Source organism: Variovorax paradoxus (genome assembly GCF_009755665.1).
Taxonomy (GTDB): Bacteria; Pseudomonadota; Gammaproteobacteria; order Burkholderiales; family Burkholderiaceae_C; genus Variovorax; species Variovorax paradoxus_G.
The window spans coordinates 1,007,219-1,025,805 of the sequence record NZ_CP046622.1 but is presented as its reverse complement, the minus strand read 5'-3'; the positions used below and the strand labels follow the sequence as shown (position 1 = coordinate 1,025,805).

Below are 18,587 nucleotides of genomic sequence, written 5' to 3'. Positions count from 1 at the left end.
CTTCTCAGCCCTTGGGTTTCTTCTGCGGGCGCTTCCAGTTGGGAAAGCTCACCGGCTTGCTCCGAGCAACGGTGAGCGCGCCCGGCTCGGTCGATTTGTTCACCGTCGAGCCGCCCCCGATGGTGCCGCCCGCGCCAATGGTGACCGGGGCCACCAGCACGCAGTTGCTGCCCACGTGCACGTCGTCCTCGATGACGGTGCGGTGCTTGTTGGCGCCGTCGTAATTGGCAGTAATGCTGCCCGCGCCGTAGTTGACGCGCTGGCCCACCGTCGCGTCGCCAAGATAGGCCAGGTGATTGGCCTTGGCACCCTCGGCCAGGGTCGAGTTCTTGACCTCGACGAAGTTGCCGATGTGCACTTCGGCACCCAACTGCGCGCCGGGCCGCAGCCGCGCGAAGGGGCCGATGAGGGATCTTTCGCCGACGGTTACGCCGGCCTTCTCGCCTTCGATGTGGGTGAACGGGTGGATCACCGCGCCCGCCTCGATGCGCGCATTGGCAATCACGCAGTTGGCGCCAATGCGCACGCCCTCGCCCAGGAACACCGAGCCTTCGAACACGCAATTAACGTCGATCTCGACGTCGGCTTCGCAGGCCAGCGTGCCGCGCAGGTCGAAGCGCGCCGGATCGGCGAGGCGCACGCCCTGCGCCATGAGTGCCTCGGCCTGCCGCAACTGCCAGGCACGTTCGAGCCCCGCCAGTTGCGCGGGGCTGTTGATGCCGGCCACCTGGAGCGCGTCGGTCGTGACATGCGCAACCACCGGCACGCCGTCGGCAGCGGCCAGCTTGACGATGTCGGTGAGGTAGTACTCGCCCTGGGCGTTGCGGTTGTCCAGCCGGGCCAGCCAGCCCTTGAGCAGGGCCGCGGGCACGGCCATCATGCCGCTGTAGATTTCGCGGATTTCGCGTTGCGCCTCGGTGGCGTCCTTGTGCTCGACGATGGCCGTGACTTCCCCCTCCCGACCTTCCGTGCGGACGATGCGCCCGTAACCCGTCGGATCCTCGAACTCGATGGTCAGCAGCGCGAGCCGCTGGCCGGCGCTCGCGGCTATGAGCGCGCGCAGCGTTTCCTCGCCGATCAGCGGCACGTCGCCCGACAGCACCAGCACCGTGCCGTCTTCAGGCAGGAGCGGAACCGCCTGCTGCACCGCGTGGCCCGTGCCAAGCTGCGGCTCCTGCCGCGCAAACTGCAGGGCGGTGCCAACCCCATTGCCGGAAGACATCGCCGCCTCGACTTCGGCCGCGCCGTGGCCGGTCACCACCACCACGTGTCGGGCGCCGATGCGCGCGGCGGTGCTGGTCACATGCGCGAGCAGTGCACGCCCGGCCAAACGATGCAACACTTTGGGCAGCCTGCTCTTCATGCGCGTGCCTTTGCCGGCCGCCATGATGACGACGTCGACCGGTCCCTGGTTGTCTTGCGGAATCTGATTCATGCTTCTTTCTACCCGAATGCGTTGCGCCAAGTTGGCGCGAATTATCGGCGTGCTGCTCGTGGCCGCCGCGCTGGGCGCGTGCAGCACGATCAAGCTGGCCTACAACAACCTGCCCGAACTGAGCTACTGGTGGCTCGACGCGTACGTTGATTTCGACGGCTCGCAAACGCCCAAGGTGCGCGACGAACTCGCGCAACTGCTGAGCTGGCACCGGCAGAACGAGTTGCCCCGGGTGCTCGGCGTGCTGCAGGAGGCGCAAGCCCTGGCGCCGCGCGACGTGACCGCGGCCCAGGCCTGCCGCATGGCGGAGCAGATCCGCGAACGCCTGCTGGCAGTGACCGAGCGTGCGGAACCCGCCGGCACCGAACTGGCATTGAGCCTGACCGAGGCGCAACTGCAGCAGCTAGAGCGCAAATACGCAAAGAACAACGCCGAGTACCGCAAGGAATGGCTCGACCGCAGCCCCGCTGAAGTGCAGGAAAAGCGCTACGAAAAGTTTCTCGATCGCCTCGAAGATTTCTACGGCCGGCTGACGCCCGAGCAGCGCGCGCTGGTGCGGCAGCAAGTGGCGCAGTCGGTGTTCGATCCGCGGTTGGCCGGCGTCGAGCGCCGCCAGCGGCAGCAGGAGGCGCTGGGGCTGCTGCGCGGCTTCAACGCGGCCAAGCCGCCGCCGGCCGAAGCGCGCGCGGCCATCCATGCCTACGTGATGCGCATTGCCGATCCGCCGCCCGGGCCCTGGCGCGATCACCAGCAGGCATTGCTGCAGGAAGGCTGCCGCAACCTGGCGGCCCTTCACAACGCCACCAGCGCCAGCCAGCGCGAGCAGGCCGTGCGGCGGCTGCAGGCCTACCAGGACGATCTTCGGCAACTGGTGGCCGCGCGCTGAACTGCCCTGCCGCAAGGCGCCGCGCGGTCAGATCAGGGGCGTGGGCCGCATCGGGCGTTCGAAATAGTCGCCCAGCGTTTCGAGCGCATGCGGCTCGAGGATGCGCAGCCAGCCCGCATCGAGCTTGTAGAGCCCCAGCCCCTGCAGCTTGCGCAGCGTCTTGTTGGTGTGCACCAGCGAGAGGCCGAGCGCATCGGCCAGGTGCTGCTGGTTGAACGGAAACTCGACCCAGCCATCGCGCACCATGCCCACGCGCTCGGCCCGGCGGTAGAGGTGCATCAGCAGCATGGCCACGCGTTCGCTGGCATTGCGGCGGCCGGCGGTCACCAGGTTGTCGTCCACGATTTTTTCCTCGCGCGCGGCCAGCCAGGTGATGTCGTAGCCCAGCTTGGGCTGGGCATGGAACAGTTCCCAGAGCCGCTCGCGCGAGAAGGCGCAAAGCGTGGTGTCGGTCACGGCCTCCACGCCGTGCGTCTGGCCGTCGGCAAATTCATCTTGCAGGCCGATGAAATCGCCAGGCAGCAGAAAACTCAGGATCTGGCGGCGGCCGTCGCTCAGCGTCTTGTAGCGAAACGCCCAACCCGAATAGAGGGTGAACAGCTGAGCGCTCGGCCGGTGCTCTTCGACGATGGCACCGCCGGCTGGAACGCGTCGGGCGCCGACCCGAAAGGACTCGATGGTCTTGAGCTCTTCCGCAGATGCCGGCAAGAAAGCCTCGAGCTTGCGCAACGCACAGTCGTCGCAGGGATTGGCCCCCTGCGGCGGCAAGGCAGGGGGTGAATGGTCCTCGAATCTCACGCGTCACTATAGGCTGTTTACCTGTGTCTTTTTACATTTCGGCGTGTGCCGGGGCTTCATAAACTTCGCACGTTTTCCGCACCCGTTCGCATGACAGAAGAAACGTCGCTTTTCGAGATTTTTTATTGCAGCGTGCTCAAGCAAGACCTGCCGCCCGCCACAGTCGGCGCCATCGTGACCCAGGCCCGTGCACGCAATGCGCAACACGAGATCACCGGCCTCCTGGTTTTTGACGGCATGCGCTTCTGCCAGCATCTCGAAGGCCCGCCCGAAGCCGTGAAGACGCTGATGCAGCGCATCGACCAGGATTGGCGGCACACCGAGGTACGGGTGGTCTACCAGGGCGCCCTGGCCGCCCGCCGCTACTCGGGCTTCGGCCTGGGCCTGGCCGAAAGCGAAGGGCCCCACCTCATGGCCGGCGTGCACGCGCTGGAAGGCGAAGCCGCCCTGAATCACTTCCTGGCGCTGCGCCCCAGCTTCGACATCAACGGCTGAAAACGAAAAAGGCGGCCGAAGCCGCCTTTCCGCCGTGGGGAGTCGACCCGTTTAGGCCGCAGGATCCCACGAGTAGGTGGCACCGTAGCCATCCCACGCTTCCATGACGATGCGCTGGCCGGCGGCCACGTTCAGCGACTCGCCGGGGGCCAGCACCAGGTCTTCGCTGGCCGTGGCCGAGGTGGCGTCCGGCGTGATCCACACCCGACCCTGCTTCACGCGCAGCACGCTGGCCGACCGCGCCTTCAGGCTCATCGCCTCGCCGGGGGCAATTTGCCAGGCACCGCGGCGCACGGCCGGGGGAACGGCGGAAGCGGTACGGGCAGACGACAGGGAAGCGAGCGATTCGTTGGTGCAGACGGCGGTGGACATGATGAAACTCCTTGGGCTTTGCCGAACTGCGATGACACGGATGGAGGCAATGGCGCAGTTCGGGAATGAATGATCGTTCGGGGCCTGTTGGCAGTCCAATGAAAACGAAGTAGCCTACTGATTCCGAATCCGCATCAATCCCCGGATGCCCTCCACGCCCCCGTCCATGCAGCACTCCCAAACCCATCTGCGCTCCCGCCCCATCTCGGCCGGGCACCTGCGCGCCTTCGAAGCCGTGGCGCGGCACCTGAACTTTCGCGCCGCGGCGGAAGAAATGGCGCTCACCCAGTCGGCAGTCAGCCGCCAGATCCAGTCGCTGGAGGAAGAAGTGGGCGTGGCGCTGTTCCTGCGCCATACGCGGGCCGTGGAGCTCACCAGCGCCGGGGCGCAGCTGCTGCTGGCGGTGCAGCAATCGCTGCCGCGCATCGATACGGCCGTGCGGCAGATTCGCCAGAGCGCGGGGCGCAAGAGCGTGTCGCTCACCACTTTTGCGTCTTTCGCATCGATGTGGCTCATTCCGCGGCTGGAGGCGTTTCAGCGCGACAACCCCGAGATCGACATCCGCATCGACGCCAGCGATGTGGCCGTCGACCTGGAAGTGGCCGACGTGGACATTGCCCTGCGCTACGGCCCGCGCGAGGCCATGCCGGCCACGGCGGTGCGCCTCTTTGGCGAAACTCTTACTCCCGTGGCGAGCCCCTGGCTGCTGAAGAGCAGCCCGCCCATCAAGACGCCGGCCGACATTGCAGGCTTTACGCTCATCGAGGCCGGCGACGCGCATCGCACGCACCTCGAATGGCTGACCTGGCGGCGCTGGTTCGAGGTCAACGGCCTCGAGAGGGCGCAGCCCAAGCGCTGGCTCTACTTCAACTACGCCTACCAGATGGTGCAGGCCGCGCTCACCGGCCAGGGCGTGACGCTCGCGCGCAGCTCGCTCATTGCGGAAAGCCTGGCCAACGGCGACCTGGTGGAGGTGCTGCCGCAGCACCGCATGGATTCACCGATGGGCTACTGGCTCATTGCGGGGCCGCGCAATGCGCTGCGGCCGGAAATCAGGGCCTTCTGGGATTGGTTGCAGGCCCAGGCTATCACCACGCGCGAGACCATCGGCGAGGTGCCCGACCCGGACACCGTAGACAACATCGACTGAGCCAGCGAGCAGCGGCCGCCGCGCGGCTCAGGACGTCGGCCAGACGACGCCGTTGTCGTTGAGGATCGCGTCCAACGGCAGGTCGTGCGCCTCTGGCTCGTATTCGTCGAGAAAGCCGTTGGTAAAGCCCAGCCCCACCGTGAACGGCCGCGGCTCCAGCGCGGCCAGCGTGCGGTCGTAAAAGCCGCCGCCGTAGCCCAGCCGATAGCCGCCCGCGCTGTAACCCACGCAGGGCACGAACAGCAGCGTGGGCACGATGAGCTCGGTGTCCTTGGGCTTGGGAATGCCGTAGGCGTCTTCCTCCATCTGGCAGCCCGGGTACCAGGCATGGAAAGTCAGCGTCTTGTGCACCTTGTTCATCACGGGCAGGCCGATGCGGCGGCGCTGCGGCTCGTCGATGAGCTCGCCGTCTTCCTTCCAGCGGTGCAATGCGGGCAGCGGATCGAATTCGCCCTTGATGGGCCAGTAGGCGCCAATCACGGTGTCGGGCCGGCCGACCAGCCAGATCCGCATGACCCGCTGCAGAAGATCGGCCCTGGCAAGGCGGTCGGGCATGGCCAGGCGCTGCTCGATCAGCGCTTTTCGCAGCTGATCCTTGAGAAAACTCACGGTCGCCGAGGTGGCGGCATCCTTTGACTTGTCCATAATCCCCCGATGCAGTTCCCAAGCATTTTGGCATCCATGCGCCACCGCCCGCGCCGCGCAGCGCCCGCACTCGTTTTTTCCGCCGTTCTGGCAACCGCCGCACTGCTTTCGCAGCAGCCCGCGGCCGCGCAGGCCAACAGCAACGACGACGTGCTCCTCCAGATGAAGCAGGCTTTCCAGCGCGGAGACAAGGGCCGCCTTGCCGCCCTGCTGCCCCAGGCGCGCGGCCATGCGCTCGAACCCTGGGCCGCCTACTGGGAGCTCAAGGCCCGCCTGCAGGAAGCCACGCCGAACGAGGTACAGGATTTCTTCGCCCGCTACCCCGGCACCTACCAGGAAGACCGCCTGCGCAATGACTGGCTGCTGCTGCTGGGCCAGCGCCGCGACTGGGACGGTTTCTCCGCCGCCATAGCCGGCTTCCGCATGGGCGACGACGCGCAGGTGCGCTGCTATGCGGTGTTGGTCGAGGCCCTCCGCTCCGGCACCGCCACGCAGGCCCAGGCCGACGAGGTGCGCCGCAACTGGTTCGCTCAAAAAGAAGCTGACGACGGCTGCCTGACCGCCGCCGACCGCATGGTCGCTGCCCGCCTGATCTCGACCAACGACGTCTGGAAGAAAGCCCGGCTGGCCATGGAGTCCAACCGCCCGCAGGCCGCGCGCGGCGCCGTGACCATTGCCGCACCCGACGCGCTGCCGCTTTTCGAAGAGCTCAACGCCAGCGCGGCCAAGTTCCTGGCGGGCCGCGCCTTCGTGGCCGCCAAGTCGCGCAAGGAGCTGGTCGTTCTGGCGCTCATCAAGATCGCCATGGCCGACCCCGAACAGGCCGCCACGCAGCTCGACAGCAAGTGGGGCCCGATGCTTTCCGCCGAAGAGCGCAACTGGCTCTGGGGCACCATCGGCCGGCAGGCGGCAAGCAAGCTTTCGCCCATGGCCGGCAGCTACTTCGCCAACGTCACCAAGAACGGCGACCTGTCCGACGACATGCTCGGCTGGCGAGTGCGCGCCGCGCTGCGCAACGGCCAGTGGAAAGAGGTGGCGCCCGCCATCAACGCCATGAGCGAGACCGCCCAGCTGGAGCCCACCTGGGTCTACTGGAAGGCGCGGGCGCTCAGCGCCGCCGGCGGCGACGAGCGCCGCGCCCAGGCACGCGAGCTCTACCAGAGCATTGCCGGCACACGCGGCTTCTACGAAATGCTGGCGCTCGAAGAGCTCGGCCAGCGCACCGTGACGCCCACGCGTCCGGCGCCCCTCACGCCCGAAGAGAAGAACGCCGCGCGCAGCAATCCTTCGCTCAGCCGCGCCCTCTATGCCATTGCCATCGGCCTGCGCTCCGAGGGCACGCGCGAATGGAACTACGCCACCAACCTGCACGACAAGGGCGGCATGGACGACCGCGCGCTGCTGGCGGCGGCCGACCTCGCCTGCCAGCGCGAAGTGTGGGACCGCTGCATCAACACCAGCGAGCGCACCAAGGGCGTGATCGACGCGGAGCAGCGCTTTCCCATGCCGTTCCACGACACGGTACTGCGCAAGAGCCAGGACATCGGCCTCGACCCGGCCTACGTCTACGGGCTGATCCGCCAGGAAAGCCGCTTCATCATGGACGCGCGCTCGGGCGTGGGTGCCTCGGGCCTCATGCAGGTCATGCCCGCGACGGCCCGCTGGACCGCCCGCAAGATCGGCATGAACGACTTCACGCCGGGGCAGATCAACGACCGCGAGACCAACATCACCATCGGCACCAACTACCTGAAGCTGGCGCTCGACGACTTCGACGGTTCCATGGCGCTGGCCGCCGCGGCCTACAACGCCGGCCCCGGCCGGCCGCGCAGCTGGCGCAACGGCCCGGTGATGGAAGCCGCGATCTGGGCCGAGAACGTGCCCTTCAACGAAACGCGCGACTACGTGAAGAAGGTGCTGGCCAACACCACCAACTACGCCGCGCTGATCAGCGGGCGCCCGCAATCGCTGAAGGAGCGCCTGGGTCGGGTGGGCCCGCGCGACGCCTCCGAACCCGAGCCCAACAAGGACCTCCCCTGACATGAGCTGGGGCGACCAGGTACTCGACACTGTTGCAGCCGAGTTCTCGGACGTGGGCGACGTTGCCCAGCTCACGCGCATCGTGGTTCGCCTGATGCTTGCGGCCGTCGTCGGCTTCATGCTCGGTTTCGAGCGCGAGCAGCAGGGCAAGGCGGCCGGCGTGCGCACCCACATGCTGGTAGCCATCGGCTCGGCGCTGTTCGTGCTCATTCCGCAGCAGACCGGTATCGAGCCTGCCGACATGAGCCGGGTAATCCAGGGCCTCGTGGCAGGTGTGGGTTTTCTTTGCGCTGGCACCATCCTCAAGCAGGGCAAGGACGAGCACCAGGTGCAGGGCCTCACCACCGCCGCCGGGCTGTGGATGACCGCCGCCATCGGCATGGCCTGCGGGCTCGGCCGCGAAGTGACCGCGGTATTGAGCGCGCTGCTGGCACTGGCCGTGCTTTCGCTGGTGCCGCGCCTGGTGAACCTGATCGAGCGCCTCGTCGGCCCGCCGCGCGACGAAGGCAAGAATGGCGAGGCGTCCCGCGTGATCGCCTCTCCTGAAGACCCGCCACCGCGCTGAAAGAGAACGGCCCGGCGCGCCGCACGCATCAATTCGCCTGCGCTTCAGCATCAATCAGCGCGCAGGGCCCCGCTAGCATTGAGGGTTCTTCTCATCTGAACCGCAGGATCACAACACGATGCCCAAGCTCTACATCGGCAACAAGAACTACTCGTCCTGGTCCATGCGGCCCTGGGTGCTCATGAAGCAGGCCGGCATTCCGTTCGAGGAAGTGAAGGTGCGCTTCGATTCGTTCGAAGCCAATTCGCAGTTCAAGAAAACCATCGGCTCGCTGAACCCCGTTGCCAAGGTGCCGGTGCTGGTCGACGGCGACCTGGTGGTGTGGGACACGCTGGCCATTGCCGAATACCTGGCCGAGACCTTTCCCGAAAAGCAGCTGTGGCCCCGCGCCGCGGCCGACCGGGCCCGCGCGCGCAGCATCTGCGCCGAAATGCACTCGGGCTTCGGCAATCTTCGCAGCCTTTGCGGCATGAACATCGAGGCCTCCCTGGCCGACGTGGGCGCACGGCTGCTGAAGGAGAACCTCGGCCTCCAGAGCGAAGTCGACCGCGTCGTGCAGATGTGGACCGATCTGCTCGACGCCCATGGTGGCCCGATGCTGTTCGGCGAATTCAGCAATGCGGACGCCTACTTCGCGCCCGTCGGCACGCGCATCAAGACCTACGGCCTGCCCGTGCCCCCTGCCATCTCAGCGTACATCGGGCGTGTGCAGGCCCTGCCCGGCATCAAGGCATGGATCGACGATGCACTGGCCGAGAAGGACTTCCTGCCGTTCGAAGAGCACTACCGCAAGGAACGCTGAACGACGCGCGTCGTGTCCAGGGTCAGAAGCGATAGGTCACCGACAGATAGGTCACGATCGGATTGAGCTTGAGCCTGGCTTCGCTCGTGGCCACCGGCAGGCCGGTGATCGACGTGGTGGTGAGCTTGGCCTTGGTTTTCAGCGGAATGTAGGACACCGAGAACGACACGCCCCAGTTCTTGTCGAACTGGTAGGCCACGCCGGCGTTGAGCACGGGCGCGAACGAACTGTCGAGCTTGGCGGTGGTCGAGGTGGAAAGCGGCGGCTGGCGCACCTGGCTGCCCAATGCGCCCTGCAGGCCCGGCGTGAGCTTGACGTCGCTGTACCAGACATAAGTGGCGCCCAGGCCCACGAACGGACGGAAGGCACTGCTGCCTTCGTTGAAGTAGTACTTGCCCAGGATCGTCGGGCTCCATTGCCGCGCTTCGCCCAGCTCGCCGATGCGGGCCAGCGTGCCTTCGCCGTCGAGCTTGAACTTTGGCGGAATGCCCAGCACCCCCTCCACGGCCCAGTGGCTGTCGACGAAATAAACCGCGCTCAGGCCGAGTGTGTCCGCGTCGCTCACCGACGCGCCCGAGCCGGGTACCACGCTGTGCACCGGCGCCGTGAACGTGAGCGGCTTGCTCGAATCCTGCGGCGACATTCGAAGCCAGCCTGCGCCAATGACCCAGTCCCCGGCGTTCTGCGCCCAAGCGCCACCTGACGCCATTGCGCTCGCTGCCGCCAGCGCAAACATTGTTTTCTTCATGCTGTGATTGCTCCTTTGGTATTAATGTTCGTGGCACGTGGCAGCTGCTGCAACAGCGGCTGCCTTTCGGGCAAATCGGCGAACGTTCCTTTGATTTGCCAGAAAATTATCGAACGATCGTTCTATTTTTTGGAGTATGGATATCCCTACACTGGAGCGCATGAAAACGTATCTCGTCGGCGGCGCGCTGCGCGACCGGCTGCTCGGGCGGCCGGTGTCCGACCATGACTGGCTGGTGGTGGGCGCCACACCCGAAGAAATGACGTCGCGCGGCTACCTGCCCGTGGGGCGCGACTTTCCGGTGTTCCTGCATCCGCAGACCCGCGAGGAATATGCGTTGGCCCGCACCGAGCGCAAGAGCGCGCCCGGCTACCGCGGCTTCACCGTGCATGCGTCGCCAGACGTCACCCTGGAGCAAGACCTGGCGCGGCGCGACCTCACGGTCAACGCCATTGCAATGCCCGCGGAGTGGGTGCAGCCCGACGGAAGCTTCGAGCCCGACGCCGACAAGCTGGCCGACCCCTTTCACGGCCGGCGAGACCTGGAACAACGGCTGCTGCGGCATGTGACCGATGCTTTCCGCGAGGACCCGGTGCGCATCCTGCGGGTGGCGCGCTTCGCCGCACGCTTCGACGACTTTTCGGTCGCACCTGAAACCATGGCCCTGATGCGCGAAATGGTCGAGGCCGGCGAAACCGATGCGCTGGTGGCGGAGCGCGTCTGGCAGGAACTGGCACGCGGCCTGATGGAAACGCGCCCCTCGCGCATGTTCGACGTGCTGCGGGCCTGCGGCGCGCTGGCCGTGCTGCTGCCGGAAGTCGACAGGCTCTGGGGCGTGCCGCAGTCCGCGGAACATCACCCCGAGGTAGACACCGGCGTGCACCTGATGATGGTCCTCGACAGCAGCGCCAGGCTGCAGGCGCCGCTGGCGGTGCGCTTTGCCTGCCTGATGCACGACCTTGGCAAGGGCACGACCGAACCCGGCCTCTTGCCGCGCCATACCGGTCACGAGAAGCGCAGCGCCGAACTGCTGCACGCGGTGTGCGACCGCTGGCGCGTGCCGGTCGACATCCGCGAACTGGCCGAGGTGGTGGCGCGCGAGCACGGCAACATCCACGCCAGCGGTGAGCTCGATGCGCCCGAGCTGGTGCGCCTGCTGGAGCGCTGCGATGCGTTCCGCAAGCCCGCGCGCTTTGCCGAGGTGCTGCTGGCTTGCGAGTGCGACTCGCGCGGCCGGCTCGGGTTCGAAGAACAACCCTACCCCCAGCGCGAGAGGCTGCTGGCGGTGCTCCGCGCGGCGGCCGGCGTGGCCACCGATGCGGTGGCACGCACGGCTCAGCAGTCGGGCGCCACGGGTCCGCAGATCGGCGAGGCGATCCATCGTGCGCGCGTCGAGGCCGTTGCGGCCGTGGCCGCGTTGCCGGGCTGAAGGGGCGCCGCCGCGGGCATACGTCCGACTTTGGCCGACACGGGAATTGCTATGCCCGTGTTATGGTTTTCGGCGATGCCAATGTCCTCCCAAGTGTCTTCACAATTGCCCCCTCCGTTGGGGCGAGATACAGCCCTTTTTCTCGACTTCGACGGCACGCTGGTCGCACTTGCGCCCACTCCCGAGGCTGTCGAAGTTCCTCCCGCGCTGGTGGCACTGCTCGAAAACCTGCGCGACCAGCTCGGCGGCGCCCTGGCCGTGGTGTCGGGCCGCCAGATCGACGCCATCGACCGTTTTCTTGCGCCGCTGCGGCTGCCGGCGGCTGGCGAGCACGGCGTGCAGCGGCGCGACTCGAAAGGCCGCATGCAGGAGCAGCACGCCCCCGACCTGGTGCCGATTCTCGAGATTGCCAATGAACTGGCTCGCGTGCATGAAGGCCTGCTGGTCGAACGCAAGCACGCGGCCATTGCCCTGCACTACCGGCTCGCGCCGCAGCTCGAGGCCGTGTGCCGCGACGCCATGTCGCGTGCCATCGCCGGCCGGCCGCAGCTCGAACTCCTGCACGGCAAGTTCGTGTTCGAAGTCAAGCCGACGGGCATCAACAAAGGCATTGCGATCGAGGCCTTCATGAACGAGCCCCCGTTCGCCGGGCGCATGCCGGTCTTTGCGGGCGACGACACCACCGACGAGAGCGGCTTTGCGGTGGTGCAGCCGCGCGGCGGCATTGGCATCAAGGTGGGCTCGGGCCCAAGCTTGGCGCTGCACCGGCTCGAATCGCCGCGGGCGGTGTACGAATGGCTGGTGCAGCTGCGCGATCAACTGGCCGCGCCGGAACACAAGAAAGACGAAAACCCGAGGAGTGCTGGATGAGCGAACTGCAACTGCCCAAGGCACCTGAAGACCGTGCGGGCATTTCGCTTGCCGGCGCCGCCGGGCCCGACGACCGCGCGCCCGTCGATCCACGCGCTGCGGCTTCGGCGGTGCCGCGCGGCTTCGGCCCGCCGGCCGAGCCTTCGCTCAATGTCGGCGTGATTGGAAACTGCGCCTACAGCGCGCTCATCGACGCACGCGGGCGCGCCGTGTGGTGCTGCTTGCCGCGCTTCGACGGAGATCCGGTGTTCAACGCCCTGCTGCACCCCGGTGAAGACGCCGGTGCCTGGTCCATCGAAATCGAGGATTTCGCCTCCAGCAAGCAGTGGTACGAACCCAATACCGCGGTGCTGCGCACCCAGCTGTTCGACAGCGCGGGCCAGGGCATCGAGATCACCGACTTTGCGCCGCGCTTCTACAGCCGCTCGCGCTACTTCCGTCCGCTGATGCTGGTGCGCCGCGTGCGGCCGATTGCCGGCGCGCCGCGCATCCGCGTGGCGCTCGACCCGCGGTTCCAGTGGGGTGCCTCGGCGCCGGTAGAAGTTACGCGCGGCAGCAACCACATCCGCTACGTGGGGCCGGACCTCACGCTGCGGCTCAACACCGACGCATCGATTTCGCACATTCTTTCGCGCCAGCCTTTCGTGATCTCGCGCGAATACAACTTCATGTTCGGCGTCGACGAAACCCTGCTCGACGGCATTGCCGACACGGCGCGCAGCTTCGAGCAGGAAACCATTGCCTACTGGCGCACCTGGAGCAAGCGGCTGGCCATTCCGTTCGAGTACCAGGACGCGGTGATCCGCGCGGCCATCACGCTCAAGCTCTCTCTGTACGAAGACACGGGCGCCATCGTGGCGGCCATGACCACGAGCATTCCCGAGGCGCCGGGCAGCCAGCGCAACTGGGACTACCGCTACTGCTGGCTGCGCGATGCCTTCTTCGTGGTGCGGGCGCTCAATTCGCTGAGCGAAGTCGGCACCATGGAAGACTACCTGCGCTGGCTGGGCAACGTGGTGATCGGCTCGCACGGCGAGCACATCCAGCCGCTGTACGGCATCGGGCTGGAGCGCGAATTGCCGGAATCGATGGTCGAGAACCTTGCGGGCTACCGCGGCATGGGCCCCGTGCGCGTGGGCAACCAGGCGCAGGAGCATTTTCAGCACGACGTCTACGGCAACATCGTGCTCGGCGCCGCGCAGGCCTTTCATGACCACAGGCTGCTCGCACGCGCGGGCGTGGCCGAGTTTCCGCACCTCGAGGCGGTGGGCGAGCAGGCGATCCGCGTCTATGGCACGCCGGATGCCGGCATGTGGGAGCTGCGCACCCGCGCCCGCGTGCACACCAGCTCGGCACTGATGAGCTGGGCCGCGTGCGACCGGCTGGCCAAGATCGCGCGGGCGCTGGAACTGCCTGAGCGCGCCGCGTACTGGCACGGCCATGCCGCGCGCATGAAGGAAGAAATCCTGGCCAAGTCCTGGTGCGAGGAGCGCCAGGCCTTTGCCGAGAGCTTTGGCGGCCACGAGCTGGACGCCAGCATCCTGCTGATGGTCGAGGTCGGGCTGATCGACGCACGCGACCCGCGTTTCATCTCCACCGTCGACGCCATGGAAAAGTCGCTGTGCGACGGCCCCTACATGCGCCGCTACGAGGCGGCCGACGACTTCGGCAAGCCCGAGACCGCGTTCAACATCTGCACCTTCTGGCGCATCGACGCGCTGGCCAAGATCGGCCGGAAAGCCGAGGCCCGCCAGATCTTCGAGACCATGCTCGCGGCGCGCAATCCTCTCGGCCTGCTCTCGGAAGACACGCATCCGGTCACGGGCGAAATGTGGGGCAACTTTCCGCAGACGTATTCGATGGTCGGCATCATCAACGCGGCCGTTCGGCTGTCGGCGCCCTGGGATTCGTGCATATGAGTCGTCTGGTTGTTGTTTCGAATCGCGTGGCGGATCCACGCAAACCGGCGGCCGGCGGCCTGGCGGTTGCACTGGGCGAAAGCCTGCAGCAAAGCGGCGGCCTCTGGTTCGGCTGGAGCGGGCAAATCGTGGAAGACGGCCCCACGGGCGAAGGCGAGCTGCACATGCAGCAGGCCGGCAAGGTCACGCTGGCCACCATCGACCTGAGCCGCGAGGACCACGACAGCTTCTACCTGGGCTACAGCAACGACGTGCTGTGGCCGGTGTTCCACAACCGGCTCGACCTTGCCCACTTCGAAGCCGGCTTCATCGGCGGCTACCGGCGCGTGAACCAGCTGTTCGCGCGCAAGCTGATGCCGATGCTCAAGCCCGACGACATCATCTGGATCCACGACTACCACCTGATGCCGCTCGCGGCCGAGCTGCGCGCCATGGGCTGCACGCAGCGCATCGGCTTCTTCCTGCACATTCCGCTGCCGCCGCAGATCATCATTGCGGCCGTTCCGCAGCACGAGTGGCTCATGCGCTCGCTGTTCTCCTACGACCTGATCGGCTTCCAGGCGCAGCAGGACGTGCAGCATTTCGAGCACTACGTGCGCAACGAGGCGCATGGCGAATACCTGGGCGACGACATGTACCGCGCCTACGGCCAGACGGTGCGCTGCAGCGCCTTCCCCATCGGCATCGACGTCGACGAGTTCGCGGCGCTCACGCATGCCAAGGAGTCGCGCGACATGTTCGAGACCATGAAGCGCGAATACTCGCAGCGGCGGCTGCTCTTGGGCATCGACCGGCTCGACTATTCCAAGGGCATTCCGCAGCGGGTGCGCGCCTTCCGCGAGCTGCTTGCCAACTACCCGGAGAACCGCCGCAGCGCCACGCTGATCCAGATCGCGTCGCCCACGCGCGAGACGGTCGATGCCTATGGCGACATCCGCCGGGAGCTCGAATCGCTGTGCGGCGCCATCAACGGCGACTACGGCGAGCTCGACTGGATGCCGGTGCGCTACATCCACCGCATGGTGGCGCGCAAGCGCGTGCCGGGGCTCTGCCGCGCTGCCGCGGTGGGGCTGGTCACGCCGCTGCGCGACGGCATGAACCTTGTCGCCAAGGAATACATTGCCGCGCAGGACCCGGCGGACCCCGGCGTGCTGGTGCTCTCGCGCTTTGCCGGCGCGGCCGAGCAGCTGAAGGAAGCGCTGCTGGTGAACCCCTACGATACGCACGGCACCGCCGAAACCGTGCAGCAGGCGCTTCAGATGCCGCTCGAGGAGCGGCGCGAGCGGCACCAGAAGCTGCTGTCGCGCATCCGCGAGCAAGACATTCACTGGTGGCGGCGCAGCTTTCTCGATGCGCTGCGCGAAGCAGCGAGCCAGCGGTAAGGAGCCGGGCGGCTAGGTTCCGGTCAGGAGCCGCACCAGCCGCATCACGGGCCGTGCTTCCGCAGGCCGGGACGCCGGCGCAACCGCCGCCTGCCGCGGTGCATGCACGCGCAGCCGCACCGGGGTGAGCGCCGAGAGTTCGATCCAGCCGCCGCGCTCCAGGCGATGCACGTCGCCTTCGTTCAGCACGGTCTTCGCGGTGAACACCGTATCGCCGAACCATGACGGCGGCGACACGAGCTGGGCGCAGCCTTCCTGCATTTCGATCCATGCGGCGGGATCGAGCGAGGCACGCAAGGCCTGCCCAGGATGCAGCACGAGGGTATCGGGCAATCTATCGAGCGTAAGGGGAGACATGAGGCGCACCTTCTGGAGTTGGTGCGGTCATCGTAGGAATTCGGGCGCCCAGAAAACAGGCACACGACAAGGCGATTCGCACCGTAACAGCGGCTTCCCAGGTGCATCTGTTATGGTCGTTTTTCTTCGCATCTGCATCTGTTTTCGGACGCGCGACAGGGAGAGCATCGACGCCATGGATTCGCTACCGCTCTACCGCCAGCTTGCTGCACGCTATGTGGACGCGATCCACACGGGTTCGCTCAAGCAGGGCGACAAGCTGCCTTCGCTGCGCAGTCTCATGCGCCTGCACGACATCAGCCTGTCGACGGCGCTGCAGCTGTGCCGCACGATGGAGAGCGACGGCTGGGTCGAAGCGCGCGACCGCTCGGGCTACTTTGTGCGGCGGCCCAAGCGGCTGGCTATCGCCCCCATGGAAGAGCCCGCGGCGGGCGTGCCGCCCGATCCGGCCCAGTACGTGGGCATCCATGCCAAGGTGTCGGACTTCGTGGCGCGGCGCCGGCAGATTCCGGAAAAGCTCAATCTCTCGATTGCGCGCGGCGCACCGCAGCTGTACCCGGCCGAGGCCTTGCGCAATGCAATGACGCGCGTGCTGCGCCAGCAACCCGACCTGCTGACAGTGGCGGCGCAACTGAAGGGCCATCGGCAGTTCCGTGAAGTGCTCGCGCAGCGCAGCGTGCGGGTGGGCATGACGATCTCGCCGGAAGACATCCTGGTGACCAACGGCTGCATCGAGGCGCTGAACCTCGCGCTGCGCGCCGTGGCGCAGCCGGGCGACACGGTGGCGGTGGAGTCACCCACCTTCTACGGCTTGCTGCAGGTGCTCGAGAGCCTGGGCATGCGCGCGCTGGAAATCCCGACCAGCCCGCAAACGGGCATCTCGATCGAGGCGCTGGAACTCGCAATCGGCGCCTACGACAACATCAAGGCCGTGGTGGTGGTGCCGCACCTGCAGAACCCGCTGGGCAGCGTGATGCCCGATGCACACAAGGCACGGCTCGCGCAGTTGTGCGACCGGCACGCCATTCCGCTGATCGAAGACGACACCTACAGCGAGCTCGTCGACGCACCGACGCCGCCGCGCGCGCTGAAGTCGTGGGACACCAGCGGCAACGTGATTCACTGCGCCTCGCTGCACAAGATCCTGGCACCCGGCCTGCGGCTGGGCTGGATCACCGCCGGCCGGTGGCAGGCGCGCGTGGAAATGCTCAAGTTCGCGCAAACGCGCAACAACGAGGGGGTTTCGCAAAGCGCGGCGGGCCTGTTCATGGGCACCGGCGCCTACGACCGCCATTTGCGCCACCTGCGCGCCTGCCTGAAAACGCAGCGCGAGCAAACGGCCGATGCGATTGCCGGCTACTTTCCGCCGGGCACGCGCATCAACCTGCCGCCGGGCGGGCTGCAGCTGTGGGTCGAACTGCCGGAGCGCCTTTCGTCATCGCGGGTTTTCGACGCGGCGCTGGCCGAGCGGATCGTGGTGGCGCCCGGCACGCTGTTCTCGAACTCCTCGCGCTTCGACCATTACCTGCGCATCAATTGCGGCTGGCCGTATGGCGAGGCGGTCGACTCGGGCCTGCGCCGCCTGGGCCAGATCGTCGAGACGCTGATGAGCCGCAGTGCGCCGGCGTCAGAAGGTGTGAAGGAACCGTCGCGAGCGCCTCGAGCTTGCGTCGAGGACCGGAACCGTACTCGCGTACGGTGAGGACCGCAGGTGCGAGATCGGGGTGCGCAGCAGGTTCATTCGCACCTTCTCAGTCGAGCAGCGCCAGGGCGGCGTAATCGCCGACCTTTTCGCCGAGCCCCGCGGGCACCAGCGTCACGCCGCGCGTGAGCGGCAGCAGCTTGCCGTCGACCTGCGCCTGCAGCCGCGGCAGCAGAAAGTCGCGGTGGTGCCAGAACACGCTGCCGCCCAGGCTGATGCGCTGGAGATCGAGCGTGGCCACCAGGTTGTAGAGCATGCGTCCCGTCACGCGGCACAAGGCATCGACGATGCTTATGGCATGCGGCTCACCCGCGGAAGCAGCGGAAAACAGGTCGGGCGCGGGCTGCCCGAAGCGGCGCGCAATGGAGTTGCCCGCCACCAGCGCTTCCACATCGCCGAGATTGCCGCAGCCGCAGAGCGCGCCGCTGGCATCGTCCGCCACAAAGCTGTGGCCCGCATGGCCGGCGTTGCCGTTCTTGCCGCGCAGCGCGCGTCCATCGACGCACAAGCCCACGCCCACGCCGGTGCTCCAGGTGACGTAGGCGCAATTGTCCAGCCCCTGCAGCGCGCCCCACTGGCGTTCAGCCTCCAAGGCGGCCACGGCGTCGTTCTCGACCCGCACGCTGCCGAAGCGCTGCGCCAGCGGTGCTTCGATGATGGCCGTCATCCAGTTGTTGGGTAGGCCGCGCGCCGGGCCGGCGATGCCGCCGCAGATGTTGGGCGTGGCCAGCTCCACCATGCCGTCGCGCAGTTCGAACGGGCCGGTCGACGAGACGCCGACGCGCTCGATCGCGGCGATATCGATCCCTTGCTCGCTACAGGCCTCCTCGATCATCCGCATGATCTGCACGGCCACGGCGTCGTTGTCGCCGGTCTTGGCCGTCGGTTCGCTGCGACGGCCGACCAGCGGCGCATCGCTCGATGCGGAAAGGCTCACGGCCACCTTGGTGCCGCCGATGTCAACACAGGCTCTCATCGCGTGGTTCTTCTCT

18 protein-coding genes are annotated in these 18,587 nt (G+C 67.1%); 11 read left to right on the top strand and 7 right to left on the bottom strand.

Annotated elements, in window-relative coordinates:
- Positions 1 to 4 precede the first annotated feature (4 nt).
- The gene (glmU, locus tag GOQ09_RS04740; protein ID WP_157612105.1) at positions 5 to 1,435 is read right to left on the bottom strand and encodes a bifunctional UDP-N-acetylglucosamine diphosphorylase/glucosamine-1-phosphate N-acetyltransferase GlmU; all 1,431 of its coding nucleotides are present in this window, start codon (positions 1,433 to 1,435) and stop codon (positions 5 to 7) included.
- Here glmU and GOQ09_RS04735 point away from each other — a divergent pair.
- On the top strand, positions 1,434 to 2,321 hold the full coding sequence (locus GOQ09_RS04735) for a DUF6279 family lipoprotein (protein ID WP_242630993.1): 888 nt from the start codon (positions 1,434 to 1,436) through the stop codon (positions 2,319 to 2,321). The genes glmU and GOQ09_RS04735 overlap by 2 nt on opposite strands.
- 27 nt (positions 2,322 to 2,348) lie before the next feature.
- Here GOQ09_RS04735 and GOQ09_RS04730 read toward each other — a convergent pair whose 3' ends face one another.
- On the bottom strand, positions 2,349 to 3,089 hold the full coding sequence (locus GOQ09_RS04730; RefSeq protein ID WP_242631108.1) for a Crp/Fnr family transcriptional regulator: 741 nt from the start codon (positions 3,087 to 3,089) through the stop codon (positions 2,349 to 2,351).
- Between the two features lie 120 nt (positions 3,090 to 3,209).
- Here GOQ09_RS04730 and GOQ09_RS04725 point away from each other — a divergent pair, with 120 nt between their 5' ends.
- Complete coding sequence (locus tag GOQ09_RS04725) at positions 3,210 to 3,614, top strand: BLUF domain-containing protein (protein ID WP_157612103.1); 405 nt, start codon at positions 3,210 to 3,212, stop codon at positions 3,612 to 3,614.
- A gap of 51 nt (positions 3,615 to 3,665) precedes the next feature.
- On the opposite strand, the gene GOQ09_RS04720 is transcribed toward GOQ09_RS04725, so the two are convergent.
- Positions 3,666 to 3,986 carry a DUF2917 domain-containing protein gene (locus GOQ09_RS04720; protein WP_126747996.1) on the bottom strand — a complete coding sequence of 107 codons (321 nt, stop codon included), beginning with the start codon at positions 3,984 to 3,986 and terminating at the stop codon, positions 3,666 to 3,668.
- Positions 3,987 to 4,152: 166 nt separating this feature from the next.
- Between GOQ09_RS04720 and GOQ09_RS04715 the strand changes: the two genes are divergently transcribed.
- Positions 4,153 to 5,136: a LysR substrate-binding domain-containing protein gene (locus tag GOQ09_RS04715; RefSeq protein WP_157612102.1), complete on the top strand. Its 984-nt coding sequence runs from the start codon at positions 4,153 to 4,155 to the stop codon at positions 5,134 to 5,136.
- 27 nt (positions 5,137 to 5,163) lie between these two features.
- Here the strand turns inward: GOQ09_RS04715 and GOQ09_RS04710 are convergent, their stop codons facing one another.
- Positions 5,164 to 5,781, bottom strand: coding sequence for a 5-formyltetrahydrofolate cyclo-ligase (locus GOQ09_RS04710; RefSeq protein ID WP_157612101.1), 618 nt, complete (start codon positions 5,779 to 5,781; stop codon positions 5,164 to 5,166).
- A gap of 36 nt (positions 5,782 to 5,817) precedes the next feature.
- Between GOQ09_RS04710 and GOQ09_RS04705 the strand changes: the two genes are divergently transcribed.
- The 3 genes from GOQ09_RS04705 (at position 5,818) to GOQ09_RS04695 (ending at position 9,188) form a co-directional block, all read left to right on the top strand.
- Positions 5,818 to 7,821: a lytic transglycosylase domain-containing protein gene (locus GOQ09_RS04705; protein WP_165442065.1), complete on the top strand. Its 2,004-nt coding sequence runs from the start codon at positions 5,818 to 5,820 to the stop codon at positions 7,819 to 7,821.
- Position 7,822: 1 nt separating this feature from the next.
- Positions 7,823 to 8,386, top strand: a complete 564-nt coding sequence (locus GOQ09_RS04700; RefSeq protein ID WP_157612099.1) for an MgtC/SapB family protein — start codon at positions 7,823 to 7,825, stop codon at positions 8,384 to 8,386.
- A gap of 118 nt (positions 8,387 to 8,504) precedes the next feature.
- Complete coding sequence (locus GOQ09_RS04695; RefSeq protein ID WP_157612098.1) at positions 8,505 to 9,188, top strand: glutathione S-transferase family protein; 684 nt, start codon at positions 8,505 to 8,507, stop codon at positions 9,186 to 9,188.
- Positions 9,189 to 9,210: 22 nt separating this feature from the next.
- Here the strand turns inward: GOQ09_RS04695 and GOQ09_RS04690 are convergent, their stop codons facing one another.
- Complete coding sequence (locus GOQ09_RS04690; protein WP_157612097.1) at positions 9,211 to 9,936, bottom strand: OmpW/AlkL family protein; 726 nt, start codon at positions 9,934 to 9,936, stop codon at positions 9,211 to 9,213.
- A gap of 160 nt (positions 9,937 to 10,096) precedes the next feature.
- Here GOQ09_RS04690 and GOQ09_RS04685 point away from each other — a divergent pair, with 160 nt between their 5' ends.
- The 4 genes from GOQ09_RS04685 to otsA all read left to right on the top strand — a co-directional run bounded on the left by GOQ09_RS04685 (position 10,097) and on the right by otsA (position 15,536).
- Positions 10,097 to 11,365 carry a multifunctional CCA addition/repair protein gene (locus GOQ09_RS04685; RefSeq protein ID WP_157612096.1) on the top strand — a complete coding sequence of 423 codons (1,269 nt, stop codon included), beginning with the start codon at positions 10,097 to 10,099 and terminating at the stop codon, positions 11,363 to 11,365.
- Between the two features lie 75 nt (positions 11,366 to 11,440).
- Complete coding sequence (gene otsB / locus GOQ09_RS04680) at positions 11,441 to 12,235, top strand: trehalose-phosphatase (protein WP_207309926.1); 795 nt, start codon at positions 11,441 to 11,443, stop codon at positions 12,233 to 12,235.
- Complete coding sequence (locus GOQ09_RS04675; protein ID WP_157612094.1) at positions 12,232 to 14,154, top strand: glycoside hydrolase family 15 protein; 1,923 nt, start codon at positions 12,232 to 12,234, stop codon at positions 14,152 to 14,154. The genes otsB and GOQ09_RS04675 overlap by 4 nt, the downstream gene beginning before the upstream one ends.
- A complete protein-coding gene (otsA, locus tag GOQ09_RS04670; RefSeq protein WP_157612093.1) occupies positions 14,151 to 15,536 on the top strand; it encodes an alpha,alpha-trehalose-phosphate synthase (UDP-forming) in 1,386 nt (461 codons plus the stop codon). Before GOQ09_RS04675 ends, otsA begins: the two co-directional genes overlap by 4 nt.
- A gap of 12 nt (positions 15,537 to 15,548) precedes the next feature.
- On the opposite strand, the gene GOQ09_RS04665 is transcribed toward otsA, so the two are convergent.
- On the bottom strand, positions 15,549 to 15,893 hold the full coding sequence (locus GOQ09_RS04665; protein WP_157612092.1) for a hypothetical protein: 345 nt from the start codon (positions 15,891 to 15,893) through the stop codon (positions 15,549 to 15,551).
- A gap of 175 nt (positions 15,894 to 16,068) precedes the next feature.
- On the opposite strand from GOQ09_RS04665, the gene GOQ09_RS04660 reads away from it, so the two are divergent.
- A complete protein-coding gene (locus GOQ09_RS04660; RefSeq protein ID WP_242630992.1) occupies positions 16,069 to 17,595 on the top strand; it encodes a PLP-dependent aminotransferase family protein in 1,527 nt (508 codons plus the stop codon).
- A gap of 49 nt (positions 17,596 to 17,644) precedes the next feature.
- On the opposite strand, the gene GOQ09_RS04655 is transcribed toward GOQ09_RS04660, so the two are convergent.
- Complete coding sequence (locus GOQ09_RS04655) at positions 17,645 to 18,571, bottom strand: ROK family protein (RefSeq protein ID WP_157612091.1); 927 nt, start codon at positions 18,569 to 18,571, stop codon at positions 17,645 to 17,647.
- Positions 18,572 to 18,587: the final 16 nt, after the last annotated feature.